At 53.7% G+C, this 18,811-nt stretch carries 15 protein-coding genes; 10 read left to right on the top strand and 5 right to left on the bottom strand.

The window, feature by feature from the left end; all coding sequences use genetic code 11:
• Window positions 1-221 precede the first annotated feature (221 nt).
• From fliT to fliD, 3 genes are read right to left on the bottom strand one after another with little or no spacing between them, the layout of a single operon-like run.
• On the bottom strand, window positions 222-584 hold the full coding sequence (fliT, locus tag M2403_RS08025) for a flagella biosynthesis regulatory protein FliT (protein ID WP_152326985.1): 363 nt from the start codon (window positions 582-584) through the stop codon (window positions 222-224).
• Window positions 559-996, bottom strand: coding sequence for a flagellar export chaperone FliS (gene fliS / locus M2403_RS08020; protein ID WP_152326986.1), 438 nt, complete (start codon window positions 994-996; stop codon window positions 559-561). Before fliS ends, fliT begins: the two co-directional genes overlap by 26 nt.
• A gap of 14 nt (window positions 997-1,010) precedes the next feature.
• Complete coding sequence (gene fliD, locus M2403_RS08015) at window positions 1,011-2,438, bottom strand: flagellar filament capping protein FliD (protein ID WP_152326987.1); 1,428 nt, start codon at window positions 2,436-2,438, stop codon at window positions 1,011-1,013.
• Between the two features lie 254 nt (window positions 2,439-2,692).
• Between fliD and M2403_RS08010 the strand changes: the two genes are divergently transcribed.
• The 7 genes from M2403_RS08010 (at window position 2,693) to tcyN (ending at window position 9,186) form a co-directional block, all read left to right on the top strand.
• Complete coding sequence (locus tag M2403_RS08010; protein WP_152326988.1) at window positions 2,693-3,973, top strand: FliC/FljB family flagellin; 1,281 nt, start codon at window positions 2,693-2,695, stop codon at window positions 3,971-3,973.
• Between the two features lie 306 nt (window positions 3,974-4,279).
• On the top strand, window positions 4,280-5,002 hold the full coding sequence (locus M2403_RS08005) for an RNA polymerase sigma factor FliA (RefSeq protein ID WP_101076714.1): 723 nt from the start codon (window positions 4,280-4,282) through the stop codon (window positions 5,000-5,002).
• Between the two features lie 54 nt (window positions 5,003-5,056).
• Window positions 5,057-5,563, top strand: a complete 507-nt coding sequence (gene fliZ / locus M2403_RS08000) for a flagella biosynthesis regulatory protein FliZ (protein WP_095922218.1) — start codon at window positions 5,057-5,059, stop codon at window positions 5,561-5,563.
• A gap of 188 nt (window positions 5,564-5,751) precedes the next feature.
• The gene (locus M2403_RS07995) at window positions 5,752-6,762 is read left to right on the top strand and encodes a D-cysteine desulfhydrase (protein ID WP_259228886.1); all 1,011 of its coding nucleotides are present in this window, start codon (window positions 5,752-5,754) and stop codon (window positions 6,760-6,762) included.
• Between the two features lie 134 nt (window positions 6,763-6,896).
• Complete coding sequence (gene tcyJ / locus M2403_RS07990) at window positions 6,897-7,697, top strand: cystine ABC transporter substrate-binding protein (protein ID WP_152326990.1); 801 nt, start codon at window positions 6,897-6,899, stop codon at window positions 7,695-7,697.
• A gap of 71 nt (window positions 7,698-7,768) precedes the next feature.
• Window positions 7,769-8,437: a cystine ABC transporter permease gene (gene tcyL, locus M2403_RS07985; protein WP_101076710.1), complete on the top strand. Its 669-nt coding sequence runs from the start codon at window positions 7,769-7,771 to the stop codon at window positions 8,435-8,437.
• The gene (tcyN, locus tag M2403_RS07980) at window positions 8,434-9,186 is read left to right on the top strand and encodes an L-cystine ABC transporter ATP-binding protein TcyN (RefSeq protein WP_152326991.1); all 753 of its coding nucleotides are present in this window, start codon (window positions 8,434-8,436) and stop codon (window positions 9,184-9,186) included. The genes tcyL and tcyN overlap by 4 nt, the downstream gene beginning before the upstream one ends.
• A 243-nt stretch (window positions 9,187-9,429) precedes the next feature.
• Here the strand turns inward: tcyN and phoA are convergent, their stop codons facing one another.
• On the bottom strand, window positions 9,430-10,854 hold the full coding sequence (gene phoA, locus M2403_RS07975) for an alkaline phosphatase (protein WP_259228885.1): 1,425 nt from the start codon (window positions 10,852-10,854) through the stop codon (window positions 9,430-9,432).
• Between the two features lie 128 nt (window positions 10,855-10,982).
• Here phoA and M2403_RS07970 point away from each other — a divergent pair, with 128 nt between their 5' ends.
• A complete protein-coding gene (locus M2403_RS07970) occupies window positions 10,983-11,342 on the top strand; it encodes a hypothetical protein (RefSeq protein WP_259228884.1) in 360 nt (119 codons plus the stop codon).
• Between the two features lie 418 nt (window positions 11,343-11,760).
• Here the strand turns inward: M2403_RS07970 and putA are convergent, their stop codons facing one another.
• Window positions 11,761-15,735 (bottom strand): trifunctional transcriptional regulator/proline dehydrogenase/L-glutamate gamma-semialdehyde dehydrogenase, encoded by a 3,975-nt coding sequence (gene putA / locus M2403_RS07965; protein ID WP_259228883.1) that lies wholly within the window; start codon window positions 15,733-15,735, stop codon window positions 11,761-11,763.
• 526 nt (window positions 15,736-16,261) lie between these two features.
• Here putA and putP point away from each other — a divergent pair.
• The gene (putP, locus tag M2403_RS07960) at window positions 16,262-17,746 is read left to right on the top strand and encodes a sodium/proline symporter PutP (protein WP_259228882.1); all 1,485 of its coding nucleotides are present in this window, start codon (window positions 16,262-16,264) and stop codon (window positions 17,744-17,746) included.
• A gap of 214 nt (window positions 17,747-17,960) precedes the next feature.
• Window positions 17,961-18,806: an iron uptake transporter permease EfeU gene (gene efeU, locus M2403_RS07955; RefSeq protein WP_152326996.1), complete on the top strand. Its 846-nt coding sequence runs from the start codon at window positions 17,961-17,963 to the stop codon at window positions 18,804-18,806.
• Window positions 18,807-18,811 lie beyond the last annotated feature (5 nt).

Here is an 18,811-nt window from a genome sequence, read left to right as displayed (position 1 = left end):
CCATATCGATGATGCCCGAAATGACGACCGCAACCTGTTGTTTGCTGCCTGATATAAAACTTCCCGCTTATGCCAATACAAACAGGCTGCCGGTTTAGGCGAGTGTTACGGAAGGAGACAGAGAGAATCAGCCCTGGTAGCCGTATGCTCTCTGCCCCTGAAACCTTATTTTTGCACAAGAAATATTGGAAAAAAATAAATCAAAAGAAGTACTTTAATAATTATTGGTGATCGCCAAAAGCAATCGAACGGAGATCAATTTTTCCGTACGTCGTGTTCACTTGTTGTTGTCGGGACGACTGACCAATCAGCTGGGTGAGCGTATTCATCCGAGCCTGTAATAACGTTTTAATCAAATTTTCATTGTCGAGAATGATACGTAAATAACGGCGAATATCATTCTGAACCATTATCGAGGTCTGTTCTGACATCGGTAATTTGGTGGTCGCTTCCACGGCTTTCACATAACTGACTTCGAGCTCGACCAGCTCATCCCATTTTTCATCTTGCGCCAGCCGCAACATCTGCTCGCTTAAAGACAGGATCAGTTGATATTCATTAACCAGATACTGATGTTGATCCATTATATTGGTCCTGCGACGGGTGGTGGTTTGGGCCGATTTGCCGCCAGGCATCGGCGATATTTTCAAGCAAGGCCAACACCTCGGTGATGGCCTCTTGATCGTTGTGTAAATTTGCATGTAATAAACGGCGGACCATATAGGAATAAAGCGCTTCCAGGTTATCCACTAATTCAGGGTCCCCTTTATCACGGCTTAATCCGGCTTTTAATCCGCTGTCGATAATATTAATCGCCATGGACAGGGATTTCCCTTTTTCGGCAATGCTTCCCTGTTGAATGAATATGCGTGCACGGATCAGGGCGCTGCGCGCCCCGTCAAATAACATCGTGACTAACTGGTAAGGCGACGCACTCATGACTGCGCTTTCTACGCCAACCTGGGCGTAGGCCTGTGTTCCTTTAGCGTTATACATAATCTGTTTCCTTACTAGCTTGAACTTGATGAGGACATGGCTTCGAACTGCTGCGTCAGGTATGTCGCCGTGCTGTTGAGCTTTTGAATCGAAACATCAAGTGCAGTGAATTGCGTTTTGTAACGGGCGATGGTGGTGTTGATGCTGTCATTCACCTTGTTGTACTGATCGGTCAGTCCTTTCAGGGTGGTGTTAACCGCCGTTTCTGCGTTAGCAATCGTGCCGTTGGTACTGTTCAGGAACCCGGTATTCAGGTTGCTGATATTGGTCATCACGCCAGTGGTTTTACCGTCGCCGACCATCATGGTCTGCACTGCATTCGGATTACTGGTCAGCGCGGTGCTCAGTTTGGTGCTGTCAATTTCCAGTTTGCCGGTATCCGGGTCGGTCGTAATGCCGATGCTGGATAAAGAGCTGATCGTGCCGGAACCTGATGCTGCAGTGACGGCGGATTTCAGACGCGTCTGAATAGTGCGCAGCGCACTGTCACCCAGTAATGCACCGTTGGTGCTGTCAGCCGTATCAGTATTCGTCGCGGTCGCGGTGAACTTAGTCAGACTGGCGAACGTGTCCTGTAATGAGTTGTAGGCATCAACGAAAGTCTGAATGGCCGTCGTGGCTGTACTGGTATCTTTCGCTACTGTCAGGCTGGCCGCGGTGGAAGTAGTTCCCGTCAGATTTAAGGTGATCCCATCCTGTGCGTCGCTGATGGTGTTGCTCTGACGCTCCAGATCGATGCCGTTGAACGTCAGCTTGGCATTCATTGCCTCAGCATTTTGCGTCATCGCACCCGTGCCGGTAGAAGAGTCATAACCAATAATGTTATTGAGCTGGTCATCACCGGTCACGCTGACGGTCATCTCAGAATTGGTGCCGGTATTGTTGGCGCTCAACACCAGCTTGTAGCTGCTGTCGGTCACTTTAACGATACTCGCCGTGACGCCGCCGCCGGCTTTATTGATTGCATCGCGAACGCCGGTCAGTGAAGTCTGATCGTCCGTCAGTTTAATGCTCAGCGGAGTACTGCCGTCGCCCTGGCTGATGGTCAGCGTGCGCGAGTTACCGGTAGTGGTTGAGCCTAATGCTGCCGTACTGCTGCTTTGCGTGGCAGAGATTAAAGATTGAGATGCCGCCAGCTGTGTCACGTTAACGGAATATTTACCTGCCGCCGCGCCGGTGCTGGTGGTCGCGCTGAATGCCGAGGTGTTGTTAGACGTTGCCGTCGTCGCGCCGTAAGTATTGGTAGACGACAATGCCGTCGCCGCATCGGCAAAGGTTTGTACTGCGCTTTTCAGCGTGCCGTAAGCGGTCAGCTGAGCACTGTAACTGGTCTGTGCCGTGGTGATTGGCGTGAGACGCGCCTTTTCTGCGGTGGTCAGGTTATCCAGCAAAGTGGAGAGATCTAAACCTGAGCCGATACCTAATGAAGAGACAGTGGCCATATGTATCCTTGTACGGGTTGTATAAGAGTCTTTAAGCCCTATCGGCACGACGGAGAAAAAGTTTAATAGATCGCAACAAAAAGTAATGGCGTGAATAGCGCCTATAAGGAAGGGTAATTCTCAAAGTAAGAAATCGGGTTTTTTTGAGAAATAATTCTAAAGGTTGCCGGAGTAGCGCCGATACAAGTTTGGACGGTGATGAACGCCGTGGGCAATAAGCCCGAACCCTTAACCAGATTTGAAGGAATACACTCATGGCTCAAGTTATCAATACCAACACGCTGTCTCTGATGACTCAGAACAACCTGAACAAATCCCAGTCCGCTCTGAGCACCGCTATCGAGCGTCTGTCCTCCGGTCTGCGTATCAACAGCGCAAAAGACGATGCTGCTGGTCAGGCGATTGCTAACCGCTTCACGTCTAACATCAACGGTCTGACTCAGGCTTCACGTAACGCCAACGACGGTATCTCCGTTGCGCAGACCACTGAAGGTTCACTGAGCGAAATCAACAACAACTTACAGCGTATCCGTGAGCTGTCAGTTCAGGCTGCCAACGGCACCAACTCATCTTCTGACCTGACCTCAATCCAGGACGAAATCACTTCACGTCTGTCTGAAATCGACCGCGTATCTGGTCAGACTCAGTTCAACGGCGTGAACGTACTGGCTTCTAACCAGACGATGAAAATTCAGGTTGGCGCAAACGACGGCCAGACTATCTCCATCGACCTGCAAAAAATCGACTCTACTACTCTGGGTCTGAACGGTTTCTCTGTATCAAGCAACGCTCTGAAAACCAGCGATGCTATCACTCAGGTTGGCGCAAGCGGCTCCCTGAAAAACGTTGACCTGTCTGCAGCTGCCACTTCTCTGGGCCTGGACGCAAGCAAACTGTCTCTGAAAAACGTTCAGACAGCAGCAGGCGCAGCCACTGCAACTTACGTTGTTTCTGATGGTACTAATAACTACGCAGCCTCTGTAGATGACGCTACTGGTGCTGTAACTCTGAACACCACTGACGTTTCTTACACTGACACTGACAACGGTGTTACTGCAGGTACTCAGACTGGCAAACTGGTTAAAGTTGGCGCAGACGCGACTGGCGCAGCAGTAGGTTACGTGACCGTTCAGGGTAAAGACTACAAAACTGCAGCAGGCGCTATCACTGACGGCGGCGCTACTGGTACTGCTAACGTGGCAAGCACCATCGGTGACATCTCTGATACAGCTAACACCAACGCTTACACCGGTGTGGCAACTTCTGATCCACTGAAAGCAATCGACGCTGCAATCGCTAAAGTTGACACCTTCCGTTCTTCACTGGGTGCGGTTCAGAACCGTTTCGATTCTGCAATCACCAACCTGGACAACACCACCACTAACCTGTCTTCTGCACAGAGCCGTATTCAGGATGCTGACTACGCAACAGAAGTTTCTGCAATGTCTAAAGCACAGATCTTGCAGCAGGCGGGTACTTCAGTATTGTCTAAAGCTAACCAGGTTCCTCAGTCTGTACTGTCCCTGCTGCAATAATTGTCGCTGGCGACAATATAAGCAGTCCGGTTACAAACAGAACAAACCCCGCTCCGGCGGGGTTTTTTTTAACCAAAATTTACCTTTTTCCACGATTAATGAAACGCATTCGCTGGTATAATTTAGGATAATCTTTATGTTGTGATTGTTTTTTAGGCGATTGCGATCCTGGTAATCCTGCGGGTCTGAAACAGAAAGTGCGAGACATAATCAAAATAACCGCGCTTTTCAGTCCTTATTCAGGCGATTGAATGGGGATTACCACTGGCACAATGATACTGACCCTCAATTTGCCAGGTTACGACAGTGAGCGATCTGTATACCGCCGACGGCGTGATAGACAAAAATTCTTTGTGGCAGCGCTATGTTCCGCTCGTGCGCCATGAAGCCCTGCGTTTGCAGGTGCGGCTTCCCGCCAGCGTAGAGCTTGATGATCTACTGCAAGCGGGAGGGATCGGCCTGTTAAATGCGGTTGAGCGTTTTGATGCGATGCAGGGTACGGCGTTTACCACTTATGCCGTCCAGCGTATCCGTGGCGCGATGCTTGATGAGTTGCGAAGCCGCGACTGGGTGCCGCGCAGCGTCAGACGTAACGCGCGTGAAGTGTCTCAGGCGATGCATAACGCAGAACAAAAATTAGGGCGACCACCGAGTGAAGGAGAGGTGGCGCAGGCACTGGATATTCCCATCGAGGAATACCGGCAGATATTAATGGATACGAACAGTAGCCAGTTGTTTTCTTATGACGAATGGCGCGAAGAGCACGGCGATACTGCCGAGGCATTGATGGAAGGGCACGAAGAGGCCAACCCGTTACATCATCTGTTGGAGGGCAATTTACGCCACCGGGTGATGGAAGCTATCGATGCGTTACCAGAACGGGAAAAGATGGTACTTACGCTTTACTACCAGGAAGAGTTGAATTTAAAAGAGATCGGGGCGGTACTGGATGTCGGGGAATCCCGCGTAAGCCAGCTCCACAGTCAGGCGATTAAGCGTTTACGCAGCCGCCTGGCCAACGACCACTGATCCGCTTTTTCCTGGCCGGTTATACATTTTATATCCCTTATCAGGAATAAATTTATGCCAGCGGGAATCAAAACAAGGCCTTTAAGCCGTTATCTTAAAGATTTTAAACACAGTCAGACTCATTGCTCACAGTGTGCAAAAGAACTCGACAGGATGGCACTGGTGTTTCGCGGGCAAATCATCAATAAAGAGGCCATCGCCAAGATGGACCAGCCTATTGATGATGACGTGTGGCACAACCTGTCGCAGGAACTGACCGCTCTGTGTCGTTTTTGCAGTGAGATAAGCTGTAACAGCCATTCGTCATATTTTGACATCATGGCGTTTAAGCAATATCTGTTTGAGCAGACAGAGATGAACCACAGCACGGTGCGCGAGTATGTTGTCCGCCTCCGCCGTCTGGATGAAATCTTGTCAGCAAATAACTATCCTCTCGATAAGCTTTCAGGGGACAGCATCCACCAGCGGATCATCAGTGATTTGCCGGTGGCGGGCCACGATAACTACCGTATTGCTTTGCGCAAATACGACCAGTATCTGGCCTGGCAGAAATCCGCGTAAGCGGCGCTCTTACAGACTGACACACAAAACGCAAACAGGCTCCTTCGGGGGCCTGTTTTTTTGTCTTGAATCTGTCCGCATAAAGTATTAATTCTTTATATACTTATTTCATAACCATTCTGCGCAAATACATCTGCTTCGACTATCACGACTTCGCCGGCCTTGCGGCTGTGCGTCAGGGGAACACTGTGCCTGCTAAAATTGCTTTGCTTAAAACCCGGCTGGAAGCCTTTGATCGTATTGATTTACTGGGCAACTGCACGCCATTAGAAAAACTCCACCGTCTCTCTGAGTTCACGGGCCGTGACATCTATATCAAACGCGATGACATTACGCCGCTGGCGATGGGTGGTAACAAGCTCAGAAAACTGGAATATCTGGCCGCCGCCGCGCTGGCAGAAGGTGCGGATACGCTGGTGACAGCAGGCGCGATTCAGTCCAACCATGTCCGTCAGACGGCGGCAGTGGCGGCGAAACTGGGCCTGAAATGCGTTGCGTTGCTGGAAAACCCGATTGGCACCACCGAAGCCAATTATCTGACCAACGGCAACCGCCTGTTGCTGGATTTATTCAATGCCGAAGTGGTGATGTGCGATGAACTGCACGACCCGACGGCGCAGCTGGCAGAATTAGCTGAGCGCCTGGAAGGGCAAGGTTTTCGTCCGTACGTTGTGCCGGTCGGCGGCTCGAATGCGCTGGGTGCGCTGGGATATGTCCGGTGTGCGCTGGAGATTGCTGAACAGTCTTCCGCGAGTTTCGTCGATTTCAGCGCAATCGTGGTGGCGTCCGGCAGTGCGGGGACACACGCCGGGCTGGCGGTCGCATTGCAGCATTTAATGCCGGATACACAACTGATAGGCGTGACGGTGTCACGTAAAGCCGGCGCGCAGCGTCCGAAGGTGGAAACCATTGCCCGTGACGTTGCTGCCAGTTTGCAGTTTGATGAAAAAATACCGCAAATCGTTTTGTGGGATGATTATTTTGCACCGCGCTACGGTGAGCCGAATGAAGCGGGAATGGCGGCGGTGAAATTGCTGGCGGAGCAGGAAGCGATGCTGCTGGATCCGGTATATACCGGCAAGGCAATGGCCGGTTTGCTCGACGGCATCGAACGCGGATTATTCCCGGACGAAGGCCCGATCCTGTTCATCCATACCGGCGGCGCGCCGGCACTGTTTGCGTATCATCCGCAAGTGTGATGCCATACAGTACGCTTATGCAATTTTGCACTAAGATTATGAAATTATATTCCTGATAACTCTCGCGGCGGGTGCTACTGTGCGCAAATCGTCAGATATATAACTTTCTAACATCGATAATAACTGAGGTGTATATGGTTTTTTCCACATTGCGTCGTCGTTTACTTCTGGGTGCTGTGGCCGTCAGCCTGACAGCCGGTATGGTCACCAACAGCTTTGCTGATGAAGGCTTACTGAAAAAAGTGAAAGACCGCGGCACGCTGATCGTCGGTCTGGAAGGGACTTACCCTCCGTTCAGTTTCCAGGGTGAAGACGGCAAACTGACCGGTTTTGAAGTGGAATTCGCCGATGCGCTGGCACAGCATATGGGCGTGAAAGCGAAGCTGCAACCGACCAAATGGGACGGCATGCTGGCTTCTCTGGAATCCAAACGTATTGACGTTGTCATCAACCAGGTGACCATTTCCCCTGAACGTGAGAAGAAATATGACTTCTCCACGCCGTACACCGTTTCCGGTATTCAGGCGCTGACCAAAAAAGGTAACGAAGGCTCAATCACCAAGCCGGAAGATCTCAAAGGTAAGAAAGTGGGCGTGGGTCTGGGCAGCAACTACGAACAATGGTTACGCGCGAATGTTCAGGGCGTGGACGTTCGTACCTATGATGATGACCCGACGAAATATCAGGATCTGCGCGTAGGCCGTACCGATGCGATTCTGGTTGACCGCCTGGCCGCGCTGGATCTGGTGAAGAAAACCAACAACACCTTAGCCGTTGCCGGTGCGCCGTTCTCCCGTCTGGAATCCGGTGTTGCGATCCGCAAAGACAACCCTGAATTACTGGCCGCCATCAACAAAGCGATTGCAGAAATGCAAAAAGATGGTTCTTTAGCCAAAATTTCCGAGAAGTGGTTCGGGGCTGACGTCACCAAATAATTATCCGTTAAACCCGGAGCTGATCTTGCTCCGGGTTGTTTCAGGATACACATCCAAAAGGTCTTTATCGGATGCAAGAAAGTATTCAACTGGTGCTGGATTCAGCACCATTTTTATTGAAAGGAACCCTGTTTACCCTCCAGCTGAGTCTGGGCGGTATGGTCTTCGGGTTAATATTAGGCTTTATGCTGGCGCTGATGCGCCTTTCGCATTTCTGGCCACTGTCGTGGCTGTCACGTTTTTACGTCTCCGTATTTCGCGGTACACCGCTGATTGCACAGCTGTTTATGATTTACTACGGTTTGCCACAGTTTGGTATCGAACTGGATCCTATTCCGGCGGCTATGATTGGCCTCTCACTCAACACCGCGGCTTATACTTCTGAAACCCTGCGAGCGGCGATTTCGTCAATTGAAAAAGGGCAGTGGGAAGCGGCGGCAAGTATCGGCATGAACCCCTGGCAGACGATGCGCCGCGTGATTTTACCGCAGGCGGCACGTACTGCGTTGCCACCGCTGGGCAACAGCTTTATCGGATTAGTGAAAGATACCTCCCTGGCGGCGACCATTCAGGTGCCGGAACTGTTCCGTCAGGCTCAGTTGGTCACCTCCCGCACGCTGGAAGTGTTCACCATGTATCTGGCCGCATCCATTATTTACTGGGTGCTGGCGACCGTTTTATCCTTCCTGCAAAACCGTCTGGAAGACCGCGTTAACCGCCAGGATCAGGAGCCTTCATGAGTACCATTGACGTTAAGCAACTGACGAAGAAATTCCACGGCCAGACGGTTTTGCACGGTATCGATTTACAGGTCAATGCCGGTGAAGTCGTCGCGATTATCGGGCCGAGCGGTTCGGGAAAAACGACGCTTCTGCGCAGCATTAACCTGCTGGAGGAGCCGGACGGCGGCACGATCAAAGTCGGCAATATCGAAATTGACGGCAACAAGCCGATCAGCAAACAAAAAAATAAAGTCCGCGAACTGCGTCAGCAGGTGGGCTTTGTGTTCCAGAACTTCAACCTGTTCCCGCACCGTTCTGTGCTCGAAAACATTATTGAAGGCCCGGTGATTGTGAAGGGCGAACCGAAGGCGAAAGCCATCGCGACGGCGCGTCAGCTGCTGGAAAAAGTCGGATTAAGCGGCAAGGAAAACGCTTACCCGCGTCGCCTTTCCGGCGGTCAGCAACAACGCGTAGCGATTGCCCGCGCGCTGGCGATGAGCCCGGAAGTGATCCTGTTCGACGAACCGACCTCTGCCCTCGACCCGGAACTGGTCGGCGAAGTGCTCAACACCATCCGCGCGCTGGCGCTCGAGCACCGCACCATGGTCATCGTGACCCACGAGATGAGCTTTGCGCGCGATGTTGCGGACAGGGCGATCTTTATGGATCAGGGGAAGATCGTAGAGCAGGGGCCTGCGAAGGCGCTATTCTCGAACCCGCAGCATGCGAGGACGAAGCAGTTCCTTGAGAAGTTTCTGGCGCACTAGATTCAGTTTTGTGCACAAGCCGCTGCACAAGGCGGCTTTCAGTCACTGGATCGGGAAGATTTAGGTTTCTCACTTGCAGTGAGGGCTGACAGCTGACCGAGTAAATTTCGGTTTCGGCGGTAGCCGCTGAGCGATCATTGCAATTGAAAAACCGAAACTTTCGCGATCCAGTTAAAACCAGATGCCACGTTGGATGGCAATCCAAAACAATGGTTTTGAGCCGCCAAAGCAGCGGCCTCCTGCTTATTTAATATTCATTGCTTCCCGCATGGTATAGAACAAATCCGTCTGGTCGGTCAGCCCGACGACGTTTGCGGCGTGTGGCCCGAACGCGGCGATCCGCAACTGAGTCCCGGTGTGACCCTGCGAGTCATCCTCGGAATTCCCGTAACTGATGGTCATCGGCGCGCCATCTTTGGTGGTCAGCGTTTGCGTGAGGCCGGGGGCTTTGGCGTCGGCTTCGATAATCTGGCTGGAATGCGCGTGATCGGCGGTCACAATCACCAGCGTATTGCCATCCTGACGGGCAAATTCGAGGGCTTTCTGCACCGCTTCATCCAGATCTACCGTCTCACCAAACTGACCGCAAGGGTTGGCAGCGTGATCTTGCTTATCAATCGACGCACCTTCGACTTGCAGGAAGAAGCCGTTCTGATTGGTTTTCAGCAGGTCGATCGCTTTTTCGGTCATCGCGGCCAGCGTCGGGATCTCTGCGGTGCGCTGCGGATTGGCTTCGCAGGTGACGGCAGGTTTATCGATATTGCCGTGATACGTGGCTTTCGGACCCTGCCAGCGTACCGGCATATTGCCGTCGGCGAATAAGCCCAGCAGCGGTTTTTTCTGGTCGGCCTGTGTGATAGCGTTCAACTGGTCGGCGTTTTCTACCCACACATAACCTTGCGCCAGCGCCTGGTCTTTCAGAGATTTACCGCTGAATTCGCCGGCTTTCGCCAACTGACTGAAGGATTTTTTGCCGCCGCCCAGCGTGACGTCGGCGCGTGCCTGCAACAGCTGTTCAGTGATGGAACCGCGTCCGCCATTTTCCAGCGCGTTGCTGGCGCATTTTTCGGCCGTTTCTTCCGGGCCATAGCATTTACGGGACGTGACATGCGCGATTTGGGCGGCTGGCGTGGCGTCCTGCAATTCTGCCGTCGAGACGTTGCCGGTCGCTTTGCCTGCGGCTTTGGCGATCTCGAGAATGGTCTGGTGATCTTTACCGTTTACGTCCACCCCGATCGCGCCGTTATAGCTTTTTACGCCGGTCGTCCAGGCGGTGGCTGAGGCGGCGGAATCCGTCACATAGCTTGGTTTCTGTGTCTTTTTATCCAGAGAATAATGCGTGTACTGACCGGTCAGCGGCAGGGCATCGATGCCTTTGAAATAACCGCCTGCGCCTTCTGCATAATTTCGTGCGGAAGTGATTTCAGAATCGCCCATTCCGTCGCCAATCAGCAGGATTACGTTCTTCACCGTTTTATCCGAAAGCGAAGCTTTCAGCGCTGCCGTCTGGTCACCGCTCAGACGACGAGCGCCACCCGGTTCAGTCAGCACGCCTTTTGCTGCGCGGTCTGTCAGGGCGTCCGGCTCAGCGGCGAAAGCGCTGGCGGATGTGGAAACCAGCAGGGCGGCAGAGAGTGCGTGGGCAAGCAGGGAGAGAGGTTGTTGCATGGTCAAAACTCCTTTTGATAAACCGTCAGAAATAAAAAAACACAGATTGTTGTATTTTGTTACCGGTAGGTTAAGTCAGAGTTATGACGTTTTAATGACAATTCGGTCTGCTGATAAGCAGTTCGAATATGATCGAGGTGTTTCCTTGTGAAGAAGCCGCGCACATGGCGGCTTTCGGTTACAGGACCAGGAAAGTTTCGGTTTTTTTACTTGCAGTGAGGCACCAGGACTCTGACCGGGAAGTTTCGGTTTTTCAAGAACAGCTATCACTCAGAGGCAGGCGCCGAAACCGACCAAAAGGGGAAAGTGCTTTTCCCCTTTTGGATTTCCCCACGCTTTTTCAACACGCGCTACGCTCGCTGGCCATGTTTCAGCAACTCCGGTTAGTGCCGCAAACGCCGCCGCTGCGCGGTACTCTCACTTCAGGTTCGAACCTGCTTGAAAAAAGACTCTCGCTGTTTCTCACCGTTCATTCGACGTCGTTTTGAAAGCGGCCAGGGGCTTATCTAAATTCAAAAGCAGAATGGTTTATCTTTTAAAAAAGCCTCCAGCCGCTTTCAGAAAGCTTGCCGAGCTAAGTGTTTCGAGACCTGTGGCTCGAAACCGAGTGAGGGTACCGCGCAGCGGCAAGTTTTCGCGGCAATAGCGCTGGCCCCTGAAACATAGCCAGCGAGCGATAGCGCGCAGTTAGAAAGACGCGGAGATTCCAAAGAGGCCCCGTCCTGGGCCTCTTTGGTCGGTTTCGACGCAGCAGGTTAAGTGAACACAGTTATTGAAAAACCGAAACTTTCCCGGTCATAGTTACAGCCCCTCACTGCAAGTGAAAAACCGAAACTTCCCCGGTCAGAGTCCTGGTGCCTCACTGCAAGTGAAAAGCCGCCCAATTGCAGCGGCTTCTGCAATCTATCACCCGATTGTCATCAGACTCGCATTCCCGCCCGCTGCCGCGGTATTCACACTCAGTGAACGCTCATGCAACAGACGCTCCAGCAGGATGTTATCTTCGCCGCGCGCAAACCCTTGTACTGAAATAATCGCGCCAGGGCGCTTGGCGATAAGCTGACAAAGTTCGCGGAGCTGATCGGCGTCGCCGTGGTAAATCACTGCGTCAAATACCGGTGCCTCGTTCTGCCAGTCTTTGGCGAAATCGACACGTTCCTGTACCGCTTGCGGTAACTGGCTGAACAGTTCGCGCTGTAACGGCGCATCCGGCCAGAGAATACGGCAACCGGTCGCGGTGACGGCGGCGAGCTGGGTCAGCGCATCATCCTGATTGTCTGACAACGCCAGAACGCGCTCACGCGGCAATAATGCGTAAGTGTTACGTTCCCCGGTTGGCCCCGGCAGGGTACGCAAAGTGCCGCCCTGACTGGTTTGTGCGAAGCGCTCGCACACGGCAATCAGGTCTTCGCGATGTTTCTGCTCCGTCGCCCATTGTTGCAACGCGCGGTGCGGTGCCAGTAACGCTTCGCGTACAGACGTGTCCAGCGGCAGTTCGCGATCCTGACGCAATAACGTTTGCTGCACGGCGTCCTGCGGGCGGCTGCTCAGCAGGCGGTACAGGTATAGCGGACCACCGGCTTTCGGGCCGGTTCCGGATAAGCCTTCACCGCCAAACGGCTGCACACCCACGACAGCGCCGACCATGTTGCGGTTCACGTACATGTTGCCGACGTGCGCCTGCTGCGTCACGCGGTGGATGGTTTCGTCGATGCGGGTATGGATCCCCAGCGTCAGGCCGTAACCGGCGGCATTAATCTGACCGATCAGCTTATCCAGATCCTGACGGGCATAACGCACCACATGGAGTACCGGGCCGAAGATTTCTTTCTTCATTTCATCGAAGCTTTCCAGCTCGATAAGCGTCGGTTTGATGAAGGTTCCGCGCGTCCATTCCTGCTGATCGGCGGCAAATTCCTGCGTGGCCTGATACACCGTGCGGCCTTTGGCGCGCATGGCATCGATGTGTTTCTCGATACCGGCTTTGGCTTCGGCGTCGATCACCGGCCCGATATCGGTACACAACCGTTCAGGGTTGCCCATGCGGCATTCGGCCATCGCGCCGCGCAGCATTTGCAGCGTATGGTCGGCGACGTCGTCCTGAATACACACCACGCGCAGGGCGGAACAGCGCTGACCGGCGCTGTCGAAAGCTGATGCCACGACATCGGTCACCACCTGTTCGGTGAGCGCGGAGGAGTCCACAATCATCGCGTTCAGGCCGCCGGTTTCGGCGATAAGCGGCGTCGGACGCCCCTGCGGATCCAGACGACCGGCGATGTTGCGTTGCAAAATTCCTGCCACGTCGGTGGAACCGGTAAACAGCACGCCGCGGACGCGTTCGTCGTTCACCAGTTGCGAGCCCACGGTTTCCCCCTGGCCCGGCAACAGTTGCAGCACACCCGTCGGAACACCGGCTTCATGCAAAATGCCCACGGCCAGCGCGGCAATCAGCGGCGTTTGCTCAGCCGGTTTTGCCAGCACGCTGTTGCCTGCGGCGAGGGCGGCGGCAATCTGCCCGGTGAAGATCGCCAGCGGGAAGTTCCACGGGCTGATACACACAACCGGCCCGAGCGGACGGTGCGAGTCATTGGCAAAGTCTTCACGGATCTGGCCTGCGTAATAGTGCAGGAAATCCACCGCTTCACGTACTTCGGCGATAGCGTTATTAAAAGTCTTTCCGGCTTCACGCACCAGCACGCCAAGCAAGCTTTGCAACTGCGCTTCCATCAATTCTGCGGCGCGTTGCAAGATTGCGGCGCGCTCTTCGGGAGGCGTCGCAAACCAGATAGCACCGGCGGCGGTGGACGCATCCAGCGCACGGCTGATTTCGTCCTGCGTGGCTTCACGCACGTAACCGACGATATCGCCGTTTTCAGCCGGGTTAATGACTGGCAGGAATTCGCCCTCATCGGTCTGTGCATCAATCATCGGCTGGGCCTTCACCGGATGGCTGGCGCTTTGCAGCAGGGCGCTGGAAAGCGACGCCAGACGGTGTTCGCTCGACATATCCAGCCCGGCAGAGTTCACGCGTTTGTCGCCGTACAAATTGCGCGGCAACGCGATACGCGGATGCGGTAAACCGACCTGACCTTCGCTGGCGGCCAGCGCTTCGACGGCCAGAACCGGATCGGCAACCAGTTCGTCAATCGGCAAGGTGGCGTCAGCGATACGGTTAACGAAGGAGGTGTTCGCACCGTTCTCCAGCAGACGACGCACCAGATACGCCAGCAGCGTTTCATGCGTGCCGACGGGGGCATAAATGCGGCAAGGGCGGTTCAGTTTGCCCTCGCTGATTTTGCCGACAACCTGCTCGTACAGCGGTTCGCCCATGCCGTGCAGGCACTGGAATTCGTACTGACCGGGATAGTAGTTGTTACCGGCCAGCTGATAAATTGCCGCCACGGTGTGCGCGTTATGTGTCGCAAACTGCGGATAAATCAGGTTGGGCACCGCCAGCAGTTTGCGGGCGCAGGCCAGATAGGAAACGTCGGTGTAAACCTTGCGGGTGTAAACCGGATAATCTTCCAGTCCGTCCATCTGGGCGCGCTTAATCTCGCTGTCCCAGTACGCGCCTTTAACCAAACGGATCATCAGGCGGCGACGGCTGCGCTGCGCCAGATTGGTCAGGTAATCGATGACCATCGGGCAGCGTTTCTGGTAAGCCTGAATAACGAAGCCGATGCCGTTCCAGCCCGCCAGTTCCGGCTCAAAGCAGAGTTTTTCCAGCAAATCGAGGGAGATTTCCAGACGGTCGGCTTCTTCGGCGTCAATATTGATGCCGATGTCATAACTGCGCGCCAGCAGCGTCAGCGAGAGCAGGCGCGGATAAAGCTCTTCCATCACGCGTTCGTACTGCGCACGGCTATAGCGCGGATGCAGGGCGGAAAGTTTGATTGAAATGCCCGGCCCTTCATAAATGCCACGACCGTTTGAGGCTTTACCAATCGCGTTAATCGCCTGCTGATATGACTGCAAATACGCCTGCGCGTCTTTTTCGGTCAGCGCCGCTTCACCCAGCATGTCGTAGGAGTAACGGAAACCTTTTTCTTCATGTTTACGCGCGTTAGCCAGCGCTTCCGCGATGGTTTCGCCGGTCACGAACTGTTCGCCCATCAGGCGCATCGCCATGTCCACGCCTTTGCGGATCAACGGTTCGCCACTTTTGCCGATAATACGGTTCAGGGATTTCGACAGGCTGGCTTCATTGTGTGTCGCCACCAGTTTGCCGGTAAACAGCAAACCCCAGGTCGCGGCATTGACGAACAGCGACGGGCTGCGGCCCAGATGTGAATGCCAGTTACCGTTGCTGATTTTGTCGCGGATTAACGCATCGCGCGTTGGCTTATCGGGAATACGCAACAATGCTTCGGCCAGACACATCAGTGCCACGCCTTCCTGCGAGGACAGGGAGAATTCCTGCAACAGGCTTTGCACCATACCGGCGCGGCCGTTTGCACTTTTCTGGTTACGCAGTTTGGTGGCGATCTCGGCGGCCAGTTTCAGGGCAGCGTCGTTGAGCGGAGCATGCAGACGGGCCTGTTCGAGCAGCATGGAAACGGCTTCCGGCTCCGGGCGGCGATAGGCGGCGGTAATGGCTGAACGACTGACCGACTGCGGCAAAATCTGCTCGGCGAAATCAAGGAACGGCTGATGCATTTCCTGCACCGGCTGACCGGCGGGCTCTTCCGCGTCGCCAGGCGCTGCGCCATTAAGCGCCGGGATCTCCGGCAGCGAATCGCCATTTTCCAGACGTTCCAGATAGGAAAAAATCGCCTGTTTGATCAGCCAGTGCGGCGTGCGGTCAATCTGCTGAGCCGCAATTTTTAGCCTGTCGCGTGTGCCTTCGTCCAGCTTCACGCCCATCGTCGTCATACCCATACGCAACCACTCCATATGAAAAGGTTCAGGTGAATTCATTATCTTTATGGCAAGCAATATCTTCTATGTTGCAACCTTGTGCAACCCTGTTAATGCGCGAAGTATGCCTGATGTGATTTATTTGGCATTTTTAACATTGAATCAACGTAGGAAAGACAGGTTATTCGCGGTAACCGCCTTAATAACCTCAAAGTTAAAGGTGCAACTGAGGGAAATGTAACGTGCAACCCGCTCTCATCATAAATGTGATGCGTCGTAAATTTTACGTATCCAAAATGTTAAAACATTTGAAATGTAGCGATCACTCAACCAGTATCGCGACCGACAGTTAATTTGAATAAAAACCACATTAAGTACGCTGAAAAAGAAAAAAAATGGAGAGTCATGCTGCATCCTTCGCGGGTTTCAGCCATCATCTCGCCCCGGCATGATTTTGGCCGCCTTTTGAAAAAGGTGTGTCAGGACAGACAGATGCCGGCCTGCATTGCAAACACGTATCGCAAAAAATAAGAAAGTGGAGAAGGACATGACAATGAACACACCGATGCTGGTGACGTTTTGTGTTTATATTTTCGGGATGATTTTGATAGGGCTCATCGCGTATTTACGGACCAAAAACTTTGATGATTATATTCTGGGTGGCCGCAGCTTAGGCAGCGTGGTGACGGCACTTTCCGCCGGTGCTTCTGACATGAGCGGCTGGTTATTAATGGGTTTACCGGGCGCGATTTTTCTTTCCGGTATTTCCGAAAGCTGGATTGCCATCGGCCTCACGATTGGCGCGTATCTGAACTGGAAGCTGGTGGCGGGGCGCTTACGCGTTCACACCGAGGCCAACAATAATGCGCTGACGCTGCCGGATTACTTCACGCACCGCTTCGAAGATTCCAGCAAATTGCTGCGTATTATCTCGGCTGTCGTGATCCTGGTGTTCTTCACCATTTACTGTGCTTCCGGGATTGTTGCCGGTGCGCGTTTGTTTGAAAGTACTTTCGGGATGTCTTATCAGACCGCGCTGTGGGCGGGTGCCGCAGCGACCATCATTTATACCTTTATCGGCGGTTTTCTGGCAGTCAGCTGGACTGACACGGTGCAGGCCAGCCTGATGATTTTCGCGCTGATCCTGACGCCAGTGATCGTCATCCTCGCGGTCGGCGGCATTGACAGTTCGATGCTGGTGATTCAGGCGAAAAATCCGGAATACACCGACATGTTCAAGAATATGAATCTGGTGGCGATTTTGTCCCTGCTCGGCTGGGGACTGGGGTATTTCGGTCAGCCGCATATTCTGGCGCGTTTTATGGCCGCCGATTCGCATCACACTATCCGCAGCGCACGCCGTATCAGCATGACGTGGATGATTTTGTGTCTGGCGGGCACCATCGCCGTGGGCTTCTTCGGGATTGCGTATTTCAGCAATAACCCGGCAGTAGCGGGCAATGTGACGCAAAACGCTGAGCGGGTATTCATCGAGCTGGCGAAAATCCTGTTCAACCCGTGGATTGCCGGGATCTTGCTGTCGGCCATTCTGGCGGCGGTGATGAGCACCCTGAGCTGCCAGTTGCTGGTGTGTTCAAGTGCGATTACCGAAGATTTGTACAAGGCGTTCCTGCGCAAAGGCGCAAGCCAGCGTGAGCTGGTGTGGATTGGTCGCGCGATGGTGCTGGTTGTCGCGCTGGTGGCAATTGCGCTGGCCGCCAACCCTGAAAACCGCGTGCTCGGTTTAGTCAGCTACGCCTGGGCAGGTTTTGGCGCGGCATTCGGGCCGGTGATCCTGATTTCCGTGATGTGGAAACGCATGACCCGCAACGGCGCGCTGGCCGGAATGGTCATCGGCGCCGCGACGGTGATTCTGTGGAAAAGTTACGGCTGGGTTGAACTGTACGAAATCATTCCTGGGTTTATTTTTGCTTCGATCGCCATCTGGGTGGTCAGCCTGATGGGGCGTAAACCTTCCGTGGCAGTCGAAGAGCGCTTCAACGCTGCCGAAGCGGAATACAACACTCTCTGATTTTCCCCGCGTTATCGTGATAAACCGGGATCGTCCTGATCCCGGTTTTCTGTTTTTTCGTGCGCATTTCCCCGACAGGTTTCAAAAAAGAGCCCGTCACCTCTTGTATTTCTTTTTCCAGGAATGATAATCAATATCGTTTCTTTTTACCTTTCTTTACAGAGTCCTTACACATCTGTAAGTCTTCAGAATTCAGGGTTCGGGAGTTTCCGCTATGTTCGTTCCGTTTCTCATTATGTTTCGCGAAGGGCTGGAGGCGGCGCTGATTGTCAGCCTGATCGCCAGTTACCTTAAACGGACGCAGCGCGGGCAGTGGCTCGGTGTGGTCTGGATTGGCGTGTTCATTGCTGCAGCACTGTGTCTGGCGCTGGGGCTGTTCATCAACGCCACCACCGGCGAGTTTCCGCAAAAGCAGCAGGAGTTGTTTGAAGGCATTGTGGCCGTCATTGCGGTGTGCATTCTGACCTACATGGTGTTCTGGATGCGCAAGGTGTCGCGTTCCATCAAAGTGCATCTGGAAGGCGCGATTGATAACGCGCTCAATTCCGGTCGCGGTCAGGGCTGGGCGCTGGTAGCGATGGTGTTTTTCGCGGTCGCGCGTGAAGGGCTGGAATCGGTATTTTTCCTGCTGGCGGCGTTCCAGCAGGATGTCGGCATTGAAGCACCCATCGGTGCGTTACTCGGTCTGGGCGCGGCCATCGTGCTGGGTTTCCTGATTTACTACGGCGGCGTGAAGCTGCATCTGGCGAAGTTCTTCAAGTGGACCAGCCTGTTTATTTTGTTCGTCGCGGCAGGTCTGGCGGCCGGCGCTATCCGCGCTTTCCACGAAGCCGGTTTGTGGAACAGCATGCAGGATATCGCGTTTGATTTCAGCGGCACGCTGTCCACGCATTCCCTGTTCGGTACCTTGCTGGAAGGGATGTTTGGTTATCAGGAAGCGCCGACCGTCAGTGAAGTCGCGGTGTATTTCCTGTACCTGATCCCGGCGCTGTTCCTGTTCTTTATGCCTCAGGGAAAATCAGCCGTCACGGCTCCGGCCGGACAAAAAACACAACGCTGATTTTT

This window comes from Rahnella sp. BIGb0603, from assembly GCF_024808755.1.
Lineage (GTDB): Bacteria > Pseudomonadota > Gammaproteobacteria > Enterobacterales > Enterobacteriaceae > Rahnella > Rahnella contaminans.
This window is presented reverse-complemented; position numbering and strand designations above follow the sequence as displayed.